The sequence below is a fragment of the Pseudomonas sp. FW305-70 genome, assembly GCF_058783925.1.
Map to the genome: position 1 here is coordinate 69,782 of NZ_JBYSYZ010000020.1, position 21,909 is coordinate 91,690.

At 61.2% G+C, this 21,909-nt stretch carries 21 protein-coding genes; 9 read left to right on the forward strand and 12 right to left on the reverse strand.

What is annotated here, in order from left to right; genetic code table 11:
* Window positions 1-31: 31 nt before the first annotated feature.
* Complete coding sequence (locus AC3WN7_RS16640; protein WP_102674281.1) at window positions 32-1,036, forward strand: acetoacetate decarboxylase (ADC); 1,005 nt, start codon at window positions 32-34, stop codon at window positions 1,034-1,036.
* Window positions 1,037-1,051: 15 nt separating this feature from the next.
* Here the strand turns inward: AC3WN7_RS16640 and AC3WN7_RS16645 are convergent, their stop codons facing one another.
* Window positions 1,052-1,531: a MerR family transcriptional regulator gene (locus AC3WN7_RS16645; protein ID WP_102674280.1), complete on the reverse strand. Its 480-nt coding sequence runs from the start codon at window positions 1,529-1,531 to the stop codon at window positions 1,052-1,054.
* A gap of 249 nt (window positions 1,532-1,780) precedes the next feature.
* On the opposite strand from AC3WN7_RS16645, the gene AC3WN7_RS16650 reads away from it, so the two are divergent.
* The gene (locus AC3WN7_RS16650; RefSeq protein ID WP_095966903.1) at window positions 1,781-2,611 is read left to right on the forward strand and encodes an alpha/beta fold hydrolase; all 831 of its coding nucleotides are present in this window, start codon (window positions 1,781-1,783) and stop codon (window positions 2,609-2,611) included.
* A gap of 89 nt (window positions 2,612-2,700) precedes the next feature.
* On the opposite strand, the gene AC3WN7_RS16655 is transcribed toward AC3WN7_RS16650, so the two are convergent.
* Window positions 2,701-3,834, reverse strand: coding sequence for a pyridoxal-phosphate-dependent aminotransferase family protein (locus AC3WN7_RS16655; protein WP_102674279.1), 1,134 nt, complete (start codon window positions 3,832-3,834; stop codon window positions 2,701-2,703).
* Between the two features lie 305 nt (window positions 3,835-4,139).
* Here AC3WN7_RS16655 and AC3WN7_RS16660 point away from each other — a divergent pair, with 305 nt between their 5' ends.
* From AC3WN7_RS16660 to AC3WN7_RS16670, 3 genes are all read left to right on the forward strand, one after another.
* Window positions 4,140-5,354, forward strand: a complete 1,215-nt coding sequence (locus tag AC3WN7_RS16660; protein WP_102674278.1) for an aldose 1-epimerase family protein — start codon at window positions 4,140-4,142, stop codon at window positions 5,352-5,354.
* A gap of 138 nt (window positions 5,355-5,492) precedes the next feature.
* On the forward strand, window positions 5,493-5,879 hold the full coding sequence (locus tag AC3WN7_RS16665; RefSeq protein ID WP_102674277.1) for a YkvA family protein: 387 nt from the start codon (window positions 5,493-5,495) through the stop codon (window positions 5,877-5,879).
* 269 nt (window positions 5,880-6,148) lie between these two features.
* On the forward strand, window positions 6,149-6,955 hold the full coding sequence (locus AC3WN7_RS16670; RefSeq protein ID WP_102674276.1) for a hypothetical protein: 807 nt from the start codon (window positions 6,149-6,151) through the stop codon (window positions 6,953-6,955).
* A gap of 144 nt (window positions 6,956-7,099) precedes the next feature.
* Here the strand turns inward: AC3WN7_RS16670 and arsH are convergent, their stop codons facing one another.
* Genes arsH through AC3WN7_RS16690 form a run of 4 tightly spaced genes read right to left on the reverse strand, consistent with a single transcriptional unit; the run spans window position 7,100 to window position 9,960 of the window.
* Complete coding sequence (gene arsH / locus AC3WN7_RS16675; RefSeq protein WP_095966898.1) at window positions 7,100-7,795, reverse strand: arsenical resistance protein ArsH; 696 nt, start codon at window positions 7,793-7,795, stop codon at window positions 7,100-7,102.
* Window positions 7,796-7,806: 11 nt separating this feature from the next.
* Window positions 7,807-8,277: an arsenate reductase ArsC gene (locus AC3WN7_RS16680; protein WP_102674275.1), complete on the reverse strand. Its 471-nt coding sequence runs from the start codon at window positions 8,275-8,277 to the stop codon at window positions 7,807-7,809.
* Between the two features lie 28 nt (window positions 8,278-8,305).
* The gene (locus tag AC3WN7_RS16685; RefSeq protein ID WP_095966896.1) at window positions 8,306-9,589 is read right to left on the reverse strand and encodes an arsenic transporter; all 1,284 of its coding nucleotides are present in this window, start codon (window positions 9,587-9,589) and stop codon (window positions 8,306-8,308) included.
* A gap of 23 nt (window positions 9,590-9,612) precedes the next feature.
* A complete protein-coding gene (locus tag AC3WN7_RS16690; protein ID WP_102674274.1) occupies window positions 9,613-9,960 on the reverse strand; it encodes a metalloregulator ArsR/SmtB family transcription factor in 348 nt (115 codons plus the stop codon).
* Window positions 9,961-10,104: 144 nt separating this feature from the next.
* Here AC3WN7_RS16690 and AC3WN7_RS16695 point away from each other — a divergent pair, with 144 nt between their 5' ends.
* Window positions 10,105-10,608 carry a GNAT family N-acetyltransferase gene (locus AC3WN7_RS16695; RefSeq protein WP_102674273.1) on the forward strand — a complete coding sequence of 168 codons (504 nt, stop codon included), beginning with the start codon at window positions 10,105-10,107 and terminating at the stop codon, window positions 10,606-10,608.
* A gap of 30 nt (window positions 10,609-10,638) precedes the next feature.
* Here the strand turns inward: AC3WN7_RS16695 and AC3WN7_RS16700 are convergent, their stop codons facing one another.
* The 4 genes from AC3WN7_RS16700 to AC3WN7_RS16715 all read right to left on the reverse strand — a co-directional run bounded on the left by AC3WN7_RS16700 (window position 10,639) and on the right by AC3WN7_RS16715 (window position 15,527).
* Window positions 10,639-11,478, reverse strand: a complete 840-nt coding sequence (locus AC3WN7_RS16700) for a DUF2950 domain-containing protein (RefSeq protein ID WP_095966893.1) — start codon at window positions 11,476-11,478, stop codon at window positions 10,639-10,641.
* Between the two features lie 80 nt (window positions 11,479-11,558).
* Complete coding sequence (locus AC3WN7_RS16705) at window positions 11,559-13,127, reverse strand: DUF3300 domain-containing protein (RefSeq protein WP_102674272.1); 1,569 nt, start codon at window positions 13,125-13,127, stop codon at window positions 11,559-11,561.
* A gap of 172 nt (window positions 13,128-13,299) precedes the next feature.
* Window positions 13,300-14,577, reverse strand: coding sequence for a tyrosine/phenylalanine carboxypeptidase domain-containing protein (locus AC3WN7_RS16710; RefSeq protein WP_102674271.1), 1,278 nt, complete (start codon window positions 14,575-14,577; stop codon window positions 13,300-13,302).
* Window positions 14,578-14,615: 38 nt separating this feature from the next.
* Window positions 14,616-15,527, reverse strand: coding sequence for a LysR family transcriptional regulator (locus AC3WN7_RS16715; protein WP_102674270.1), 912 nt, complete (start codon window positions 15,525-15,527; stop codon window positions 14,616-14,618).
* Window positions 15,528-15,657: 130 nt separating this feature from the next.
* On the opposite strand from AC3WN7_RS16715, the gene AC3WN7_RS16720 reads away from it, so the two are divergent.
* Window positions 15,658-16,488, forward strand: a complete 831-nt coding sequence (locus AC3WN7_RS16720; RefSeq protein ID WP_102674269.1) for an oxidoreductase — start codon at window positions 15,658-15,660, stop codon at window positions 16,486-16,488.
* 46 nt (window positions 16,489-16,534) lie between these two features.
* Here AC3WN7_RS16720 and AC3WN7_RS16725 read toward each other — a convergent pair whose 3' ends face one another.
* Both AC3WN7_RS16725 and AC3WN7_RS16730 read right to left on the reverse strand, forming a co-directional pair.
* On the reverse strand, window positions 16,535-18,661 hold the full coding sequence (locus tag AC3WN7_RS16725) for a TonB-dependent receptor family protein (protein WP_095966888.1): 2,127 nt from the start codon (window positions 18,659-18,661) through the stop codon (window positions 16,535-16,537).
* 176 nt (window positions 18,662-18,837) lie between these two features.
* The gene (locus tag AC3WN7_RS16730) at window positions 18,838-19,602 is read right to left on the reverse strand and encodes a sulfite exporter TauE/SafE family protein (RefSeq protein WP_095966887.1); all 765 of its coding nucleotides are present in this window, start codon (window positions 19,600-19,602) and stop codon (window positions 18,838-18,840) included.
* Between the two features lie 116 nt (window positions 19,603-19,718).
* Between AC3WN7_RS16730 and pdxR the strand changes: the two genes are divergently transcribed.
* Together pdxR and AC3WN7_RS16740 are read left to right on the forward strand one after the other, a co-directional pair.
* The gene (pdxR, locus tag AC3WN7_RS16735; RefSeq protein ID WP_095966886.1) at window positions 19,719-21,203 is read left to right on the forward strand and encodes a MocR-like pyridoxine biosynthesis transcription factor PdxR; all 1,485 of its coding nucleotides are present in this window, start codon (window positions 19,719-19,721) and stop codon (window positions 21,201-21,203) included.
* 3 nt (window positions 21,204-21,206) lie between these two features.
* Window positions 21,207-21,734: a GNAT family N-acetyltransferase gene (locus tag AC3WN7_RS16740; protein ID WP_095966885.1), complete on the forward strand. Its 528-nt coding sequence runs from the start codon at window positions 21,207-21,209 to the stop codon at window positions 21,732-21,734.
* The last annotated feature ends 175 nt before the right edge of the window (window positions 21,735-21,909 follow it).

Genomic DNA, 21,909 nt, shown 5'->3' on the forward strand with positions numbered 1-21,909 from the left:
AAGTACACCCCATCACCTGGAGAAAGACCGATTGAAACTCGCAAGCGCCGTTTTAACAGCATTACTGTTCAACACTTTTGCCAACGCTGCGTTGGCGGGGACGCCTGAGATGCCCAGCCCGACCGACACAAGCACAATCGATATCGCAGGCCACCAGGTGCCCGTCGTCAAGGGCGGCCTGTACGACCGTTTTCGCTCCAACCCTCCGTTGTCGGTGATTGCAGCAGAAGTACCGGGCGTTGATCTGAGCTGGTTCAAGGGATTGGAGAAAAATAAGGTCGACATTGGCTTTGAGTCGTACTCGCCAAACTTTTACTACCAGAACAGTCGCGTAACGGCTGTTTATACGGCGGACCTGGATCGGCTCCGGGCACTGATGCCGCCCGAAGTACTGGCCACCGTGCAGCCGCTGCAAGTCTGGCCAGGTCGCGGCTTGATCGCGTTCACCGCGTACACCTATGAGCACTGCGATAACGATGCCTACAACGAGGTGGCCGTGTCGATCATCACCAACAAACCTGGCAAAGCCAATCTGGGGCCGTTCACGCTGATTGGCCAGTCGATGTCTGGCGATTTCTGGGGTTATGTGCTCAAGCTGCCGGTGAATACCGAGCTGGCGAGGGTGCGTGGTGTCGTCGGTTACAACCTGCCGAAATGGCTGACCGGCATTGACCGCAAAGAGGATGCGCAATCGGTGGTGTATGAGATTACCGACAGCCAGACCGGCAAACCGGACGTGTCCTTCAAAGCGAAGAAGCTCGACGACCTGTCCCGCGATGTCGATATCGTCACCAGCAGTTTCACCAATCTCGATCACCAGGGCCAACTGGCCTATGGGTACGCTGTTTCCCGTCAGCTCAGCCATGGCTCCAGCCGGGACACGGATTCGGCCACCCTCACGCTGGGCGACGGCAGTCTGTCGAACTACCTCCGCTCCCTGAAGCTGGGGAAAATGATGAAGTACGAATATGTGCCTGAGTTCCAGAGCGCGCTCTATGCGCCAAAACCACTTGCCACCCTGGTTGGCGAGCGCTGAAACCTGTTGCGCCTGTCAGGCCCCGGAAGCCTGACGGGCTGTTTTTTTCCTGGAAGACGCTGCATCACGGCGGCCTGAAGTGGCTGTCACGCCCTCATCGCGCAGACGATGCAACAGCAATTGCGCATTGTCCGCACACGCCATGCCCTCGGGCTTGCCCTCGATGCCCTTGATGACCAGCAGAAGTTGCGCCTTGTTCTGGGCCAACCGCTGCTGCAGGACTTCGATTTCCTCAACCTTTTGCTTGAGGCCACTGAGCAACTCTTCGTGCTGCCAACCACTCGCATTCATCGGCATCAATTGGCGGATTTCTTCCAATGAAAAGCCCGCCGACTGCGCGCCAGTGATGATCTCCAGAACCCACTGGGTGTCAGGCGCATAATCGCGATAGCCATTGGCTTTACGCTCGACCGATTTGATCAGACCACTCGCCTCATAAAAGCGAATGCGTGACGGCGCCAACCCGCTGATTTTCGCCAGTTCGCCTATTCTCATATTCCACCTCAAAAAATCCATTGACCTTAAAGTCGACTTTAAACCTAAAGTCTTCGGGCGGCCAAGCGGCTCGGGTGCAATGGGTGGCTCAGCCGTCATGGAGCTCTGGGGGAGGGGGGGGGCAAACGGAAACCGATCCAGAAACACGCCCTTTGAACCGCCTATTGGATGGGCTGCACTTTGTTCATTCAGGGCCTTGATCGAAACAGGATTCGGTTCAGGCCTTCACTTCATTCAGGAGATGCGAACATGGGGTATGTCACTACGCGAGACGGTGTCGAGATCTTTTACAAAGACTGGGGGCCGCGCGATGCCCAGGTCATCTTTTTCCATCATGGATGGCCACTGAGCGCGGACGATTGGGACGCGCAAATGCTCTTTTTCCTGGCCAACGGCTACCGGGTTGTTGCACACGACCGACGTGGTCACGGGCGCTCCAGTCAGGTCTGGGACGGACACGACATGGATCACTATGCTGACGACGTCGCGGCCGTGGTTGATCACCTCGGCGTACAAGGCGCAGTCCATGTCGGCCACTCCACCGGCGGGGGTGAAGTCGTTCACTACATCGCGCGCCACGGCGAAGACCGAGTGTCGAAGGCCGCCATCATCAGTGCCGTCCCACCGCTGATGGTCCAGACTCCGAGTAATCCTGGCGGCCTGCCCAAGTCAGTTTTCGACGACTTGCAGGCACAACTGAAGGCCAGCCGCGCACAGTTCTACCACGACGTTCCAGCGGGACCTTTTTACGGTTACAACCGCCCAGGTGCAAAATCGTCTGAGGGCATCATCTGGAACTGGTGGCGGCAAGGCATGATGGGTTGTGCAAAGGCACACTATGACGGGATCGTGGCTTTTTCTCAGACCGACTTCACCGAAGATTTGAAGAGCATCAAGATCCCCGTTCTGGTGATGCATGGTGATGATGACCAGATCGTGCCTTATGAAAATTCCGGGGTTCTGTCAGCAAAACTTCTGCAAAACAGTACGCTGAAAATTTACCCGGGCTTCCCGCATGGAATGCCTACAACCAACGCCGATACGATTAACGCCGATCTGCTGGCATTCGTGCGGAGCTAAACAATGGAGGGCGGGTAAACATCCCGCCCTTAACCTCTTCAAGGCCTGCAATTCACAAGTTCGGCATGCGCTGCGGGCAAGATGAAGGCTTAGTCAACCATTACCTCGTCCAGTGCCTGCTTGAGGGTGCTGACCGTGCGCTCGATATTGTGCAGCTTTTCGAGTCCGAACAGACCGATGCGGAAGGTCTGGAAGTCGGCCGGCTCGTCGCATTGCAACGGCACGCCGGCGGCGATCTGCAGGCCGTGGTTGGCAAATTTCTTGCCGCTCTTGATGTCGGCATCATCGGTGTAGCTCACCACTACGCCAGGGGCCTGAAAGCCGGCTGCAGCCACGCTTTTGAAACCTTTGCCGGTCAACATTGCGCGCACCCGATCGCCCAGCGCCTGTTGTTCGCCGCGGACCTTGTCGAAACCGTAGGCTTGCGTCTCTTTCATCACCTCGTTAAATCGCGCGAGGGAATCGCTGGGCATGGTCGCATGGTAGGCATGTCCGCCCTGTTCGTAGGCCTGCATGATCTGAAGCCACTTTTTCAGGTCGCAGGCGAAGCTGCTGCTTTGCGTCTGTTCGATGCGCTCGAGGGCCAGGGAACTGAACATCACCAGGGCGCAGCAAGGGGAGGCGCTCCAGCCTTTCTGCGGTGCGCTGATCAGCAGGTCGACTGCGCATTTGTGCATATCAACCCAAATGGTGCCTGAGGCGATGCAGTCCAGCACGAACAGGCCACCCACCGCATGCACGGCGTCGCCGACGGCCCGCAGGTACTCGTCGGGCAGGATAATCCCTGATGAGGTTTCAACGTGGGGGGCGAAGACAATCTGCGGCCTCGAAGCCGCAATGGCTGCCAGCACTTCGTCCAGAGGGGGTGGGGCGTAGGCAGCCTGGCGAGCAGTGTCGACCGGTCGGGCTTTGAGCACCGTGGTGGCCGCCGGGATGTTGCCCATCTCAAGGATCTGGCTCCAGCGATAACTGAACCAGCCGTTGCGTATCACCAGGCATTGCTGGTCGGTGGCGAACTGTCGCGCCACCGCTTCCATGCCGAATGTACCGCTGCCCGGGACCACCGCAACAGCCTGGGCGTTGTAGACCTGTTTCAGGGTCCTGGAAATGTTCTTCATCACACCTTGAAATGACTGCGACATGTGGTTGAGCGAGCGGTCGGTGTAGACCACTGAATACTCGACCAGCCCCTCGGGATCGATACTGGGATAGAGCTTTGACATAAGGTGACTCCTTTGGCAGAGATCTCAGTGGTATCGACCCTGCCCTAAGCCTTGGCAAATGACAAGATTGCCCGGGTTTGAATGGCGACTTCTGTCGAGCGGTTGGCATCATCAGGTCGATTGCTGGGCGTAGCAATGCTCGCAGGTGAATGTGGGAGCGAGCCTGCTCGCGATGGCATCGCCTCGATTTTCCGGTTTGTCCCAAATTTGTCTTGGCATTTGCCGGCGTTTTTTCGCTTTTCAAGCTTGCTGAAACGTTTCATCAAGTCTATAAAAACGGCACAACTCCAAGAAAGGCTGCTGCCATGACCCCGCTCAAACTCTTTGTTGCCCTCAGCGCACTGTCCGCTGCGTCCCACGCCATGGCCTGGGATTACGTTCTGCTCGACACCGACAAGGCCGCCCGGAACTGGCAGATCACCAGTCAGCAACTCGGCATAAAAACCGACAAACCCTTCAGCGTTACCCTGCGCACCTTGCACGGCGGTCGGCAGGAGGGCGTCAGCATCGTCGACATCGATAACGGCACGATGAAACTTTCGGTAGTGCCGACTCGCGGAATGAACGTCCTGCAAGCCTCGGTCGGCGATGTGCGCATGGGCTGGGATTCACCGGTCAAGGAAGTGGTCAATCCATCCTTCATCGAACTCAACGGTCGTGGTGGCCTGGGCTGGCTGGAAGGTTTCAACGAACTGGTCACTCGCTGCGGCTACGAATGGGTCGGCCACCCCGGCATCGACAACGGCGAACTGCTGACCCTGCACGGTCGCGCCGCCAATATCCCCGCGAACAAAGTCACCCTGCACATCGATGAAAAACCGCCGTACGCCATCACCCTGCGCGGCGAGCTGAAAGAGCAGGCGTTCAAGAAAGTCGACTTCTCCGTCGCGACTGAACTGGTCACCGAACCCGGCAGCGTAGTGTTCGCCCTCAACGACACCCTGACCAATAACGGCGACTATCCGAAGGAATACCAGGCGCTGTACCACAGCAACTTCAGCACCCCGTTCCTGGAACAGGGCGCCCGGTTCGCCGCGCCGGTGAAACAGGTGTCGCCGTTCAACGACAAGGCCAAGGGCGATCTGCCTGACTGGCAAACGTACCGCGCACCGACCAGGGACTACGACGAAACGGTTTACAACGTGGTGCCTTATGCCGATGCCAAGGGCGATACATTGACCGTGTTGCATAACAAGGCCGGCAGCCTGGGCGTTTCGGTCGGCTTCAACACTCAGACACTGCCCGTGTTTTCCCTATGGAAAAACACCGACACCCAAGGCCAGGGCTATGTCACGGGGCTGGAGCCGGGGACAAGTTTTTCCTACAACCGCCGTTATCAACGGCCACTGAACCTGGTACCGACAATTGGGCCCAAGGAACACAAGCAGTTCCGCATCAGCTACAGCTTGTTGGCGGATAAGGCGGCTGTGGACAAGGCCTTGCAGCAGGTGAGCGAGATTCAGGGCGGGCGGGAGACTGAGGTGCGGCAGACGCCGTTGGTTGATCTGACCAAGGGCTGACACCGGCTAGAGCATTGCGACTCGCTGATCGCACCCGCATGTTGCTGTTTGCCAGCTCTCGACTCATGGCTGTCAATCACCCAAGGCGCTACGCTCGCAGGCACGCGCCTTCAAGTTTCAAGTACAGACGATGCCGATATGAAACATCTACTTGATCGTTTACGTGGCTGGGCCAGAAAGCTCAAACAGCAAACGATGGTCCTCTGGTTTTGCTTTCAGCATCCGCAAACACCCTGGTTACCCAAATGGATTTCGGTTTTTGTCGTCGCGTATGCACTGAGTCCAATCGACCTCATTCCCGATTTCATTCCTGTGCTTGGGTATCTGGACGATGTGATTATTTTGCCGCTTGGCATTGTGCTCGCTATTCGCTTGATGCCTGCACAGGTGCTCGAAGATTGTCGGATCAAAGCGAGTGAGTGGGAGAAAAGCCACAGGAAGCGGCCAGTGAACAGATTTGCTGCGGTGATCGTTGTAGTGGTCTGGCTCGTTGCTGCGGGCAGTCTGGCAGCTGGCTTGCTGTGAGTTGAAGTTGTTGCTCAACCCATGTGTCAGTGCTGATTCTTTTTTTTGAACTCGGGCTGAAAGCACTTATCCAAAAAAATATGTGGGAATGTTTCCCGCGCAACGATGCCAACTGGCTCTGAGGGATCGTGCGTATACCGCAGTAGCTCATCAATGTTGCAGATTGATGGCCGTGCCGGTTGGCCGGCTGCTCCAATGGGCGGCCGGGAACTCACTGGACATTGCGTTCGATACGGAGATGAGTTCGCAACTCCATGCGGAGGTGCATCATGCTGCTCAAGAAATGTTTATTGGCTCTGGCAATCGGTGGAGTCCTGTCGGCATCGACTGTCCTGGTGCCCGATTACATCGGTAGTTTCTCCAGCGTGTATGCCAAGGATGGCGGCAGCGGTGGAGGCGGTGGTGGTGGCGGTCACGGTGGCGGTAACGGCGGTGGTGGCCACGGTGGTGGTGACGGCGGTCACGGTGCCGGTGGCCATGGAGGAGAGGGTGGCGATCATGGCGATCATGGGGCTGCTGGCCATGACGGTGACGGTCATGGAGGCCCGGGACGCGGCGACGCTGACCATGGTGGTGTAGCCGGGAACAAAGGCCCGGGCAACGCCCATGACAACGACGCGGACGACGCTGATCATGATGCTGACAACGATGCCGCCGATGCAGCCAGGGACGCTGCCAAGGCTGATGCCAATGCAGCCCGTGACGCGGCCAGAGCGACTGCTGATGCCGCTCGTGATGCGGCAAAAGCGACTGCAGATGCTGCCCGGGACGCCGCCAGGGCTGAAGCAGATGCCGCCCGGGATGCTGCAAAAGCGGCTGGCGTAGCGGACGATGACGCAGACGCCGCCAGAGACGCTGCCCGTGCCGCTGCGGATGCAGCTCGGGACGCCGCCAAGGCCGAAGCAGATGCCGCCAGGGATGCTGCCCGGGCTACCGCGGATGCCGCGAGGGACGCCGCCAAAGCCGAGGCGAAGGCAGCCAGAGAGGCCGCCAAAGTTGAGGCGAAGGACGTCAGAGAGGATATGGCGGACGCCCCGGACGAACCGGATCTCGATGCGATGGAGGTAGAGAACTGAGCCTGCACGTTCGGCAATGACCACGGCAGGCCTACCGTAGAAAACGTCCCGGGAGCTTGAGGGACGTATCGGCAAAGAGTCGCAAGCCCTGAAACGTCATGGGGTTTGCGACTTTTTTTCGGCTGTCGAGCCAGATCTCTATCGTCAGATCGACCGCTGATTCACGCGCTGAGTCAGCTCTTGCGCGGACTCTTTGCGTTCCGAGTAGCGGTCAACCAGGTCGGGGCGATCCCGTAGCAGCAGGGTAAATTTCACCAGTTCCTCCATGACGTCTACCACCCTGTCGTACAGCGATGAGGGTTTCATGCGATTGGCGTCGTCAAACTCCAGAAAAGCCTTTGGCACTGAAGATTGATTGGGGATGGTGAACATGCGCATCCAGCGTCCCAGCACACGAAGCTGATTCACCACATTGAAGGACTGGGAGCCGCCGCAGACTTGCATGACCGCAAGGGTTTTACCCTGGGTTGGGCGAATGGCCCCCAACGCCAACGGCACCCAGTCGATTTGCGCCTTGAACACCGCAGACATGGAACCGTGGCGCTCTGGCGAGCACCAGACCTGTCCTTCAGACCACTGCATCAGTTCGAGCAGCTCCTGGACTTTCGGGTGGTCGGAGGGCGCGTCGTCCGGTAGCGGCAGGCCGGATGGATTGAAGATCCGCGTCTCGGCACCGAAGTGTTCGAGCAACCGGGCTGCTTCCTCGACCAGCAGGCGACTGAACGACCGCGCACGAGTCGAGCCGTATAACAACAGGATGCGCGGCTTGTGCTGGTCGTTGCGTCCATGGGCGATGGGGTGGGTCAGTGCCGTGTCGAGATTGGGCAGGGAATGGGTCATAAGGGCTCCGGTCAAAGCGTGCCGATGCGCTCGAGTTCGCGCTTCAATGCATCGCGGTCAAGTTGTGCAAAAGGCAGTTCGAGGAATGCCCGGCAGCGCGTTTCGATGCGCGCCAGGGTTGAGTGGAACGCCGCTGCTATCCGTGCTTCATCCCCCGTTATGTCCGAGGGATCTTCCAGGCCCCAATGGGCTTTCAGTGCCGGTCCGAAGTACACCGGGCATGCCTCGCCGGCAGCCTTGTCGCAGACCGTGATGACGATGTCCGGCGGGTTGGCTTCGAAAGCCTCGTTGCCTTTGCTGCTCAAGCCGTCGATGGCAATGCCGGCCTCTTGCAAGGTGCTCAGGCTGCGGGGCAGCACCTGTCCCTTGGGGAAACTGCCGGCGCTGATTGCCTCAAAGCCTTCCGGCGCGAGATGGTTGAACATGGCTTCGGACAGGATGCTGCGACAGCTGTTGGCGGTACACATAAACAGAACGCGCATGGTGACTCCTCTTTGCGGTCGCACAGGGCTATACGCTCAGGCGCAAGGCCAGGGCAGACAAGGTGATGAGCAGAATCGGCAGGGTCAGGACCACGCCGACCTTGAAGTAGTAACCCCAGGTAATGCGGATGCCCTTGCGCTCCAGAACATGCAGCCAGAGCAGGGTGGCCAGGCTGCCGATGGGGGTGATCTTGGGGCCCAGGTCAGAGCCGATGACATTGGCGTAGATCATGGCTTCACGCACTACGCCTGTGGCGTCACTGGCTTGAATCGACAGCGCGCCCACCAGCACCGTGGGCATGTTGTTCATGCCCGATGACAGCAAGGCCGTGAGCAGGCCGGTGCCCAATGCGGCGCCCCAGATGCCGAACTCGGCCATGCGGTTCAGGGCCATTGTCATGTAGGTGGTCAGTCCGGCGTTTTTCAGCCCGTACACCACCAGGTACATGCCCAGGGAAAAGATCACGACCTGCCAGGGCGCTTCACGCAGCACCCGGCGGGTGGAAATCACATGCCCGCGCGCCGCCACGGCGAACAGCAGCGCGGCACAGACCGCTGCGATGGCGCTGACCGGAATGCCCAGGGGCTCCAGGGCAAACAGCCCGACCAACAACAGGGCCAGAACGATCCAGCCGACGCGGAAGGTGAGGGGATCACGCACGGCGCGTCGCGGATCCATCACGTCATCGAGCGCGTAGTGCCGGGGAATGTCACGGCGGAAAAACCAGTACAGCACCACGAGGGTGGTCGCCACGGCAACGAAGTTGACCGGCACCATGATGGCGGCGTATTCGCTGAACCCCAGGTCGAAGTAGTCCGCCGAAACGATGTTGACGAGGTTGGACACCACCAGGGGCAGGCTCGCCGTGTCGGCGATAAAGCCGGCCGCCATGACGAACGCCAGGGTGGACGCCGGCGAAAAACGCAGTGCGAGCAGGATTGAAACAACGATGGGGGTCAGGATCAGGGCGGCACCGTCATTGGCAAACAACGCGGAGACGCCGGCCCCCAGCAGTATCGTGAAGACGAACAGGCGTCGCCCGTCACCCTTGGCCCAGCGTGCCACATGCAAGGCGGCCCACTGGAAGAACCCGGCCTCATCGAGCAACAGACTGATGATGATCAGCGAGATGAAGGTCGCGGTGGCGTTCCAGACAATGGCCCACACCAGCGGAATATCGTGCAGCGTCACGACGCCTGCCAGCAGGGCCAGAACCGCGCCCAGGGAGGCGCTCCAACCGACGCCCAGGCCCTTGGGTTGCCAGATGACCAACACCATGGTGAGCAGGAAAATGGAAAACGCAGTCAGCATGTGGAATCTCGACGGTTGAAGGGTCAGCAGCAGGCGGCAGTGTTGAGAGGGCGGTCGCCCATGGCGTTCAGGCGAGTGCTGTTGTCCTCGAGCCAGTCGGCGTTGGCTGCCAGCGTGGTCTGCAGAACATCACGCACCCACGTGGGCAGATCAGGGTTGAGCCGGTAATACACCCATTGCCCCTGGCGGCGGTCCAGAAGCAGGCCGCATCCGCGAAGTTGGGCAAGATGGCGGGAAATTTTCGGCTGGCTATCGTCCAGGGCACAGACCAGCTCACACACGCATAACTCGCCTTCACGGGCGATGAGCAAAGTGGCCCGGGCGCGGGTTTCGTCGGACAGGCATTTGAATACGGCGGCAGGGTTGAGCATTGGCAGGGCTCTGTACATATGGTCATACGAATATACGTTTATCCATATGTTTCGTGCAAGCCGCTCGGACTCAGGAAGGGCAGGGTTGTTCAGGTATGCGATAGACTTGCGCTGTTTCGACACAAGGCAAAGGAGACGCACTGAATGGAATCGTTTAGCGTTCGCGAGCTGAAAACCACTGACGTTGAAGCTTTACTGGCGTTCGAAATCCGCAACCGTGAATGGTTCGAATCGCATATCGATGCACGCGAACCTGCGTTTTATTCGTTGCGCGGTGTCGCCGATCATATCGATAGCTATCTGTCGGGTTTGGCCAGCGGTGCCTGGCACCCGTTTGTCGTCGAGGACTCAAGCCAGGCAATCGTTGGTCGAGCCAATCTCAAAAGCATCGACCTGGCGATGGGGTCTGCCGAAGTGGGCTATCGGATCGATCAGCGCGTGTGCGGGCAGGGGCTGGCAACACTGGCGCTGAGGCATCTGATCGAGCAGGCACGGATGCGCTGGGGACTTGCGCAACTGGTGGCCTATGCCTTCAAGGAAAACCTGGGCTCCAGAAAGGTACTGGAGCGGTGCGGATTCAGGCTTGAGCAACCTTGCCGTGACAACAGCCCGGGCAGCGAAGAGCGATTCGTCCTGTCGTTTCAATAGTTCTGCCAGCCCGCAGCAGGTTGCTGCGGGCTACTCCTGATCCTGATCTGCCGCCACCTCCTGCCAGCTGTCATCCGGGTCAAAGCGTTTCATCGCCAACGCCAGTTTTTCACCTTCGGGCCCCAGGTCTTTTTCGAACACCTGGCCTTCGTGACTGATCATGAAGCTCATCACCCCGGTGACGTTGTACTTCGCCGGCCAGGCGATCAGGGCAAAGCCGCGGCTCATCTTGTCACCGATGAGGTAACTGTAGGCACCACCCGGTGCCGAAGGCCCTTGGCCATGAAGGATGCGGAAGCGGTAGCCATGCCATTCTTCGTCGGCAATGGCTTTGCCGAACGAAGGCCCCAGCGGGCTGATCTGGCCGCTATCGTCTTGCGCCCAATAGAGTCCGTCGTGCTTGCCGGGGGTGCTGAAGATTTTCTGCGCATATTCGAGTGCGCCATCACCGTCCCGATCGACTGACGCATAGTCCATCTGGGCGTCGTGATAGGCCAGCACCGATTGGACCGCGTCGAGTTCATTGCGGCCGATCTGGCGTGCGCGGATCTCGGCACTGCCAGCCTTCAAGTCGAAGCGCCAGCCGCTCGCCACTTTTACCAAGGGGATCGGCAGTGTCCAATTCTCGGGGCCGACCGCCAGGATGCCCTTGCGGTCGCCGCTTTTTTCAATGTGGTGTTGCTCGCGGTACTGCTGCAAAAACGCATCGACGTCTTTGCGCTGCACCCCTTCACGCGGGATGTAATTGTGCCAGTCACTACCGAGCAGTTCCGTCAGGCGTGCCTGGTCGGCGTGTTCCGTACCCAGCGCCTGGACCAAGGCTTCTGCGGCCTTTTCCGGGGTTGGAAAGGCCTGCTGCGCCGTCGCCATGCACGACCACAACAAGCCGGCAGCTACCGCAAGGACAGGAGGCAGCACGCCCGTGAGTCCTTTCACTCGAGGATGTTTTTTCAACGACGGCCCCCCCTTTGACGCGCTGGTGGATTGGACGGCCGACTGACCTGGTGACCGGCCGAACGGGCGGCACTGGGGCGATGGGCGGATGCCTGGCTGGCCCGGCCACGATTGGCCTGGACGTTGGCCTGGGACGGTGAGCGTGCGCCGGCGAACGCATTGTTGCGGGCACTGCCGGCACTGGCGGCGGGCCGTTTGTTCGGTGCTTGCCGCGTCTGCGCGGCGCCTTCTCTGCGCTGATTCAACTGGGCGGTCTGGTTTCTGGGTTCCTGGCGGGCCTGGGGCCTCGGCTGCTGATTTTCCCGGGTATTTCTGGCGGTACCCTGGCCTCTGTCAGCCGCCTTGGGCCTGTCCGCACCGCCTTGTAACCGATTGCCGTCCGCGGCTGCTGACTGGAGTTTGCGCGTTTGATCACGGGCTTCGCGGTTGCTGGTGGCAGGTCGTTCGATACCGTGCCTGTCCATTGAACTGCGGGCATTTTCACGGGCCTGGGCGCGCTGGGCAGTGTCCCCGCGATAGGCTTCACGCTGACTGGCACCGTTGAGTTGGCGGCCGTATTGCGCGCGGCTCGCATTGTCTCGATAGGGCACGCCATTGCGGTGCACCGGGTTGTGCTGCCATTTGTTGTTGGTGATCCGGTTGTTGGCGTTGATGTTGTTGTAGCGATTGACGTCGATGTCGACGTCGTTATTGCCCCAGTCACATTCACCCCACAACGATCCAATGATCGCCACGCCGGCGCCAAACGCGAGCCCGGCCATCAGGGCCTGGCCAGGGTAATAGGCCGGTGGCGGTGGATAGTACGCGGGCGGCGAGGCCGGGTAGGGCCATGTGCCGTAGGTAGTTGTCGGGTTATACGTGGGGACGTACACCACCTGCGGATCGGCAGGCTGGATGATGATGGTGGAGCTGCTGGCCGGCGGCGGTTCCGCAGCAGGCGCTGGAGCCGGTGCCGGTGCCGGTGCCGCATTCGTGGTTGCAGGTGCTGGCGCCGCGACATTCTGGATCGTCACGTTCTGATACTGGTTGCTCTGCAGATTGCCGGCTGCCTGTGCCTGGCGACGCAAGCGTTGCGCGCTTTGCATGACATCGTCGGGCTGCGCCAGGAAGGCATCACCCAGGCGTTGCACCCAGACGGGGTCCTGCCCCAGCGTTGCCAGAACCTGCGGGAAAGCGACCAGCGCTTGCACGCTCGGATCCCAGGGCTGGTTCGCCACCTGTTTGACCGCGTCGTCACCCTTGGCGTCCGGATGCGCTTTGGACCAGCTGACGGCCTCGCCGACTTCCCCGGGGTAGGTGGTGGCCATCAGCACCTGTGCAAACAGAGGGTCCGGGTAAAGCGCAATGGGCGCCAGCATCTGATCCAGCTGTTCCTGGTTAAACACCGGATCCTTGGCCACCGGGGCGACGGGCGCCGCATCGGCCGCGCTTGTCGGTGAGGGGGCTGCGGCGGGTGCCGGAACCGGGGCCGGTGCGGCTGCGGTCTCATCCGCACCCAGTGCCAGGCTGGAAGATCCGCTCAATAACAGTACGGCCGACAACGCGTAAAGCAATGGAATGTGCATTGCACCCCCCATGTGGTCAGGCAGGCTTGAAATGAGTGGATCAATCCCCGGCAGGTGAAAGCCGACTCTGCAAGCCACAGAGCTGTACCTCGACACCGCTCCCTAAGGGTAGCAGCTCATTTGAAGGAGACAGGCTGGCTTTGAAACGCTGTGATCCAGGTCCTGATTCTGATCAGTGTGCGCTGGCATCGCTTTCGTGTTCTTCGGCAAATGCCATGAACACGTCCAGATCCAGCACATCCAGCTTGATCCGGGAAATGAACGCCGAGAAGGCCAGGTTGGCCGCCAGCAGACGCAGATCAGAGGCCCAGGCCGGAAGGTAGGTCGGTTCCTTGAGCCAGCCGGACTCGAACAGTGGCGCCTGGCGTACCGTGTCCGCCAGGCTGAGGCGCCCTGCAAACAAATGCCCGATCAGTTCCGGCCGGTTATCGCGGATTGCAATGCGCAGCAGGGTGTGGACGCCCAGCAGCCCGGTCAGGTAAGCGGCATCCTTGGTAAAGGCTGAACCGCCCCGCAGATCGGCGCCGCGGAACACCCGTTGGGTTGAGCGGAAGGATTCCTCTTGCGTCTGCCCGGCAGCCAGAAAGCCTTCGAATACCTGGATGAAGTCGGCGCCCTCCAGCGCCTGCTGGACGGCCAGCACGCGCAGGGCCAGGCGACGCAGACGGTTGATGTCCATGCTGCCGGTGAACAGTTCGGCCAGGGTGGCAATGCCCTCCTGGGTCTGGGTTGTGCGGGGCGCTCCCAGGCCCAGGCTTGTGAGGTTGGGCTGCCGCGCGCCGTTCTGTGCGGTGGCGACATGCACGAAGGCCTCGTGTTGCAACAGCTGATGCTTGTCCAGCTCCGTGAACAGCGCAGTGGCCCGCAGGCGAATGCGGCTCGATCCGGCGATGGCCTTGGCGGCCAGGTTCGGATCGAGCACCACCGTGACCTGTCCGACGCCGAAGAAACGGTCCAGTTCCGGTTGAATCCAGGCGGCGAACACTTTGGCCGGGATCTCGGCGGGGCAGGGTGGAATGCGTGCACCCCCCAACAGGGCGTCGGTGGTCTGGAGGAAGAATCGGGCCGCGTCGAGCATGCTCAGTTGCAGGCGCGAATAATGGAAATCCGGACGCCGGTACAGCGCTGACGAGTATTGGGTAAAGGCGGGAGTACCCACGGCCCCCAGCATATGCCCGGCCGTGGCATAGCTACGGGCGGTCAGGGCCAGGTGGTTCCCGGCCGGATGTCCCACATCGCAATGGCTGATAAAGGTTTCCAGGGCGGCAATGTCGGCGCTGTGGTCGCGGGGCTGCAACTTGACATTGGGCAGCGTGGCACGCCCGCTGCGCCATTTCGCCAGGAAGTCCTGCTCGACGCCATCGGGCCAGGACAGCGCATCGAGCACGCGGATCTTGCGGGTCAGGCCGGGCAGGGCGGCATCGAGTTCGGACAGGGCAGCGGCGCTCATGGATAGCTCCTTGAGGGACGAGGTGACGTTACAAAAGCTTAGTTGTCGCGCGCGGTTGCGTGTTGAGCCGTACGGGCAAAGTCGATGAAGGCCTTGAGCGCTGCGGGCACATGACGGCGACTGGGGTAATACAGATGCAGGCCCGGATAAAAGGGGCACCAATCGGCCAGCACCTGGATCAGGCGGCCATCGGCCAGGTACGCGGTGACCATGTCCTCGAACACGTAGGCCAGACCCACACCCTGCAGTGCCGGGCCGATCATCAGGCTGACATCGCCGAGCGTGAGCGGGCCGCTGACGTCGATTTCCTGGGTGATCGCGCCGCGTTCGAATTCCCAGCGGTACATCGAGCCGCTGGGGAAGCGGTGGCGGATGCACGGGATGCCATGCAAGTCCTCGGGTTTCTGGGGGGCGGTATGTCGCTCGAAGAATGCCGGCGAGCCCACGACCACCGAGCGCATGTTCGGCCCGACAGGCCGCGAGACCATGTCGGCTTCCAGACGGTTGCCGAAACGTACCCCCGCATCAAAACCGCCAGCCACCACGTCGACCAAGGCGTCGCTTTCGACGATCTCAAGGCGGATATCCGGATACTCCTTGAGGAACTGGCTGACGATCGGCAAGAGCACCAACTCACACGCCTGTCGGCCTGCTGTTATGCGCAGGTTCCCTGAGGGCTTGTCGCGAAAGCTATTAAGGTCTTCCAGGGCATCATCGATGTCTCGGAAGGCCGGTTTCAGCCGTGCGAAAAGTCGCTCCCCGGCGTCAGTCAACGCCACGCTGCGTGTTGTGCGATTGAACAGGCGTACGCCCAGGCGATTTTCCAGCGCTCGCAATGAGTGACTGAGTGCCGAGGGCGTCAGACCCAGTTCGACCGCTGCCCGGCTGAAGTTCAGGTGCCGGGCGATGCACAGGAAGATCGACAGGTCGGCGGTGGAGGGGGATTTCATTTGTGAATACCTTTCACAAAGTCATGCAAAATTGCTGGGATTATCACATCAGTAGCACAGCCATAAAGTGGCATCAACTCATCGAGAAGGCCCGGCAACAACGCTCGGGTCGCAGGCAGGAGGAGTTGAAATGCGTACCTGGTTCATTACTGGCGCTTCCCGTGGTTTTGGCACCCTCATCGCAGAACACGCCCTGCGTGCCGGCGACGCCGTGATTGCCACCGCTCGTCAGCCACAAGACATCACTGCTCGCTTGGGCGATCACCCGAATCTGCTCGCCGTGCGGCTGGACGTCACCCGCGAGGAAGAGGCACATCAGGCGGTCGCCGAAGGCATCAAGCGTTTCGGGCGCATTGACGTGCTGATCAACAATGCCGGCTTCGGCGTGCTGGGCGCGGTGGAAGAGACCAGCGCCAGCGAAACCCAACGCCTGTTTGCCACCAACGTGTTCGGCGTGCTCAACGTCACCCGCGCGGTACTGCCGCACATGCGACGTCAGCGTAGCGGTCATGTGATCAATATCTCGTCGATCGGTGGATATCAGGCCTACATGGGCTGGGGCGTCTACGGTTCCACCAAGTTTGCGGTGGAGGGCATTACCGAAGCGCTGCACCAAGAGCTGGCGCCGCTGGGCATCCATGCGACGGTTGTCGAACCCGGGTTCTTCCGCACCGACTTCCTGGACGAGCAGTCGCTGATCAAGACCGCCCTGGAACTGCCGGACTACGAGGAAACCGTCGGCAAGATGCGCCAGTTTGCCGAAGGCGCCAACCATGCGCAGCTTGGGGATCCGGTGAAGTTTGCCGAAGCGATGCTCGCGCTGGTCAACGCCCCGAAACCGCCACAACGCCTGGCGTTGGGCAGCGACACTGTTGCACGCATCGAGGCGAAAAACCGCTTAGTGGAGGCGGAACTGACCGAGTGGAAAGCGTTGGCGCTGTCCACCGACTTCAAGGTCTGACGCGTACAGGGGCCGTGTGGAGGTTCAAAGCCTGTCCAACGCGGCCTCAGAGCAGGCTCCACGACACCCCGACGTACATCGCCATGCCCTCGCCGGGGGTGGAGCGTGCCGCGTCCAGCCCTTTGTCGTCGTAGCCCGGCGTGACCGTGGCGGCATAGTGCTTGTCGGTCAGGTTGCGCAGGTCCAGCCAGGTCTGCCAGTCGCCCTTGGGCGCGTTGTAGCCCAGAGTCGCGCCGAATAGGGCATAGGGATCGGCGTAGTAGCTGTTGGCGTAATCGACCGCCACCTTGGACACCCATTGGGTGTTGACCGCGGCGAAGAAGCCTTGTGGCCAGTCGTAGCGCAGTTCGCCCTGGTAATAGTGCATCGGCAGGCCCGGCAGGCGGTTGTCGCCGAAGCGGTCATCGTCGCGGTAGTGGAAGTCACTGAAGGTGTAGCTCTGGCGCAGGCTCAACTGGCCGCCATCGCCCGGCGACCAGAGCGGGCTCAGCAGGCTGGCTTCGACGCCCTGGTGCACGGTGGGGCTGGCGTTGAGCTCGTACGGCGTGGTGGCGTTGGCGTCCGGCAACACCGAGAGCAGTTCATGGTGCACCTGGGCGTAGTACCAGGCCAGGCTCCACTGGCCCAGGGTGCTGTCACCGCGACCACCGATTTCCAGGGTGGTGGCGGTCTGGTTTTGCAGCTTGACCGGATCGCGCTGGGCGCCTGTGGCGGGGCCGCTGCCGGCGGGGAAGCGAACGTTGGAGCTATAGATCAGCGACCAGGGGTGCGGCGCCTCGACCGAGCGACTGAGATTGCCGAACAGTTGCAGGTCAGGTGTCAGCTGGTAGCGCAAGCCCACGCGCGGGGCATAGTCCCAGTCGTGCAGGCTGGTCTTGCCGCCTTCCTGCGGATAGGTGACGTCGCTTTCACGGCGGGTGTAAATGGCGGCCAGGCCGGTGGTCAGCCACAGGTCGTCGGCGATCTCCAGGTCGTTGCCGACATGCAGGACCGTGTCCGAGCCCTGGTAGGTGAAGTTGCGCATCAGCGTGCCCGGCGCATAACCGGCGGTGTTGCCGGTGGGGATGCGCACGAACTCGCTGGCGCCGGCGTTGGGCAGGTGTTTGGTCACCCGCAGGCCCAGGGTGCTCTGGCTTTGCAGACCCCAGAGCGTGTCGCGCCGCTTGTAGTCGAACGTGCCGCTGACGTCGGTGTACGCCACCTTCAGGCGGTTGGGCCCTTCACGCAAGTCCATGGGGTAGTCGTGGTAGACCAGGCCGGTCTGGATGCTCGAATCGTCATCGAGGTACCAAGTGGTCTTGTTGCCGATAAAGGTGCTGCCGGGCTCGTCGCGGCGATCGTCCCGCGCCACGTAGGCGGGGTTGGCCGCCCGTGGATCGTGCTCGATGGAATGCTTGGTCACGCGTCCCGCGAGGTCGTTGTCGGTCTGGCGGTGGCGCAGGTAGAAGCGCGTTTCCAGGTTCGGGTTGAAGCGATAACCGAAGTTGGCGATCACGCCCTGGCTCTCGCTGGCCGTGTGGTCCTGGTAGCCGTCGGCGTTTGCGTCGGTCATGGCCACGTAGTAATCGAAGTCACCCAGCACCTGTCCGGAGCTGACCTGACGCTGCTGATAACCGTGACTGCCCGTTGCGTAGCGTACCTGCAACTTCGGCGCGTTGTAGCCGGTATGACTGACGTAATCGATGGCTCCGCCCAGGGCCAGGGCACCGCGGTCGAAACCGTTGGCGCCGCGCAGCACTTCCACATGGTCGAGCCACAGCGGTTCCAGCAGTTCATAGGGCGTGCCGCCAGGGCCGGTCAGCGGCAGACCGTCGAGCATGGCGTACAACCCCGAGGCATGGGCACCCGGCGCACGGTTGATGCCCGATCCGCGTATCGAGATCTTCACCCCCTCATTGCCTGCCGACTGGGCATAGATCCCGGGCTGATAAGCCAGCACATCCTGGTTACTCGCCACACGGCCCTGCAGCGGACGGCGCATGTCGACCACATTGGTACCGCCGGGTACCTGGGCCAGCCGGGCCCTGGCGTCCTCGATCCCCTGGTCTTCGTCACTCTGGTCCTCGGCCCCGATCAGCACTTGCCCCAGTTCAAGGCCCTGCGCCTGGGTCATGGCCGGACAAACAAGGGCCAGGCCCAGCAGCGCGGCGGGCAAGGAATTAGGCGAGGGCATTGGGGAAACTCCAGACGTACAGGGAACGGACAATGAACAGTGCGACGCAAGAATGAACGAAGGGAACACATGGCAATTTGGTTTTTTGCCCACCGGATATTTCCAGTGGCGTTAAGGTCACTGCAACGCCCGGGTCCGGGTCAGGCTGAGCAATACGTTCAGATGGCGGGACAGTCTCAGGCGATGTAGCCGCCGATGCCATCCCAAAGCAGCTTCACGGCGGTGACCACCAGCAAGCCGTAACAGGCGCGGTACATCTGGCGTTGATCCAGTCTGGCGTGCAGGCGCCAGCCAAGCCAGACACCGCTGGGAACGGCGAGCAGGCAAATGAGCATCAGGCTCAGCACGTTTCCAGTGGGCTTGGCCAGCAGCAGCCAGGGCACCGCCTTGAGGAGATTGCCCACGGTGAAGAACAGGCTGGTGGTGCCGGCATAGAGCTGCTTGCTCAGACCCAGCGGCAACAGGTACATCGCCAAGGGTGGTCCACCTGAATGCGCGACCATGGTCGTGATGCCCGAGGTGACGCCCGCGGCCACCGCCTTGGGCGATGAGCGCGGGCGTACGCGGACTTCTCCACCGGCCTTGAACCAGAGACCGACAAAAATAAGTGTGATCGCTGCCATCACGATGGCGACCGCGCGGTGGTCCATCACGCGAAAGAGCCAATAGCCGACGCCAATGCCGACGACCAGGCCGGGTACCAGCAAACCAAGGTCCGGTTTTGACCAGGTGGACGGCTTCCAGTAGCGCAGGCCGAACAAGTCCATGGCGATGAACAGCGGCGCGAGCAGTCCGCCGGCAGTGATCGGGTCCATCACCAGCGACAGCAGCGGAATGCCGACAATGGCAAAGCCGCCACCGAACGCGCCTTTCATGAAGCAGATCAGAAAGACGCCGGCGAAGGTGACAAGGAGTGTGGTGGCGGTCAGTTCCAGTTCCAAGGGGCGGTCTCCTTGCCGTTGTTGGTTGAAAATGGGGATTTCATTCCGGGTGGCCGGGTATCCATAATGTCGACCACGACCTGCATCACAGAAAGTGCCAGTTTTGAGGTTTTTCCATGGGCCAGTTTTCAGATGGGCCGGATGCATCCTTGCGCGGTGCGCAGCGCCGTATCTATGCCAGGCTGCGGGCGCAGATCGAAGAGGGCACGCTCGCAGCGGGTACGAAGCTGATGTCGACCAGGGCACTGGCGGCCGAGCTCGGCGTGTCGCGAACCACGGTGACGGCGGCGTACGAGCAACTGGCGGCCGAGGGTTTTGTCGCGACAACGGCGGGTAAAGCTGCCACGGTCGCGAGCATGATCAGTCCCTCGTCCGGGCACGCCAGGGGGAACGCGGTGCGGCACAAAGCGCTGCCACCTGCGCTTTCCCTGTATGGGCAGCGTGTTGCCGACCTGAAGCCCTACGGCATGGCATCGCCGGGTGCGCGCATCGATTTCCGCTACGGTTCGGTCGCATCAAGGGACTTTCCGGCCCTGGGCTGGCAGCGCGCCTATCGTGCCGAACTGGTCAAGCGCCAGCCGAGCCTTGCGTACGGGCAGCCCGAAGGGGAGGCGCGTTTGCGCAGCGCCCTGCAAGGCTATCTGCAACGGGCACGAGGCCTGACGTGCGATGCGGAGCAAATCCTCGTGGTGCATGGCTCGCAGCAGGGACTTGACCTGTGTGCCCGGCTTTTGTTGAACCCCGGCGATGGGTTCGTCTTCGAGGAACCGGGTTACCGCATGGCCAGATATTGCTTTGAGGCCGTGGGCGCCGTGGCGCTGCCCCTGTCCGTCGACACCTTTGGACTCAATACCGGCGCCCTGCCGGAAGATGATCGCGTGCGCCTGGCCTATGTGACGCCGTCGCACCAGTTTCCCATGGGGGCGGTGCTGCCTGTCGCGCGTCGCCTGGAACTGCTGGGGTGGGCGAGTCGACACCGCGCGTGGATCATTGAGGACGATTACGGCGGTGAGTTTCGTTACGGTCAGCGACCCATCGACGCGCTGCAATCGATGGACGCACAAGCCCGCGTCATTTATGTCGGGACCTTCTCCAAGGCACTTTCACCGCAGCTCAGGTTGGGCTATCTGGTGCTGCCTCGGGAGTTGGTGCATGTGTTCCGTGAAGCCAAGCGGCTGACCGATCGTCACTCACCGCGCTGGGAGCAAAACGTGCTCGCCTCGTTGATCGAGAGTGGCACCTATGAGCGCCACGTACGCCGCCTGCGCCGGGAGAATGAGCTACGGCGAAGGGCGTTGCTGGAGGCTGTCGAGCAACATCTGGCGGGACACGGGCAACTGGTCGGCATGGCGGCGGGCCTGCATGGCGTACTGCTGTTATCGGCACTGCGCGCTCAGGATGAGCCCAGGCTGCAGGCGCTGGCGCTCGAACGCGGGATTGGCGTATATCCGCTCTCGCCGCTGTTTGCCAAACCCTCGTGCGCAGAGCATGAGCGACCCGCAGGACTCATTCTGGGTTATGCCGGCCTGACACCGCAGCAGGTTCATGACGGGGTCCGCATTCTTGCTGCCGTGATTCGGGACGTCGAGGAGAAAAGCTGACTCATGCCTGCACATATTCGCCTGGCGGTACCCGATGATGCACCGTTGCTGCCCGCTGTTGAGCGTTGCGCCGCTCAGGCATTCCGTTCGATCGATGAGCTGGGTTGGCTGGCGGACGCTGCCACCATGACAGTCGATCGTCACAGGCAGTTGATCGCGTTATCGACTTGCTGGGTGGTTGTCGATACGCAAGCTCGGCCCATGGGTTTCTTGAGTGCAGAACGCCACGGCAGCGATCTTCATATCCATGAACTGTCGGTCAAACAGTCCGTGCAGGGGCAGGGCTGGGGACGAAGGTTGGTTGAAACGGCGATGGAATATGCACGGTTGAATCAGCTGGCTTGTGTCACGTTGACGACCTTCACACAGGTGCCGTGGAACGCGCCCTTTTACCGGCGGCTGGGGTTTGAAGTCACTGCTGGGGCAACGCTGGGCAAGCGCCTTGCAGACATCCTGGCACAAGAGTACGGCTGCGGTTTTGAGCCTGGTAGCCGGTGCGCCATGTTGTGGCGGGTACCCCAGGTTCCGTAGCCGGCATCAAACCGGACCCGCCGGGAGGGCGGGTTTGAAGGGGGATCTTCTTCACACATCCCCGGAAAACTGTAGGAGCCAGCCTGCTGGCGATGGACTCAAATGCGCCGCGTTTATCCGGTTAACACGCGTTATCGTTAACGACCATCGCTGGCAAGCCAGCTCCCACAGGGGA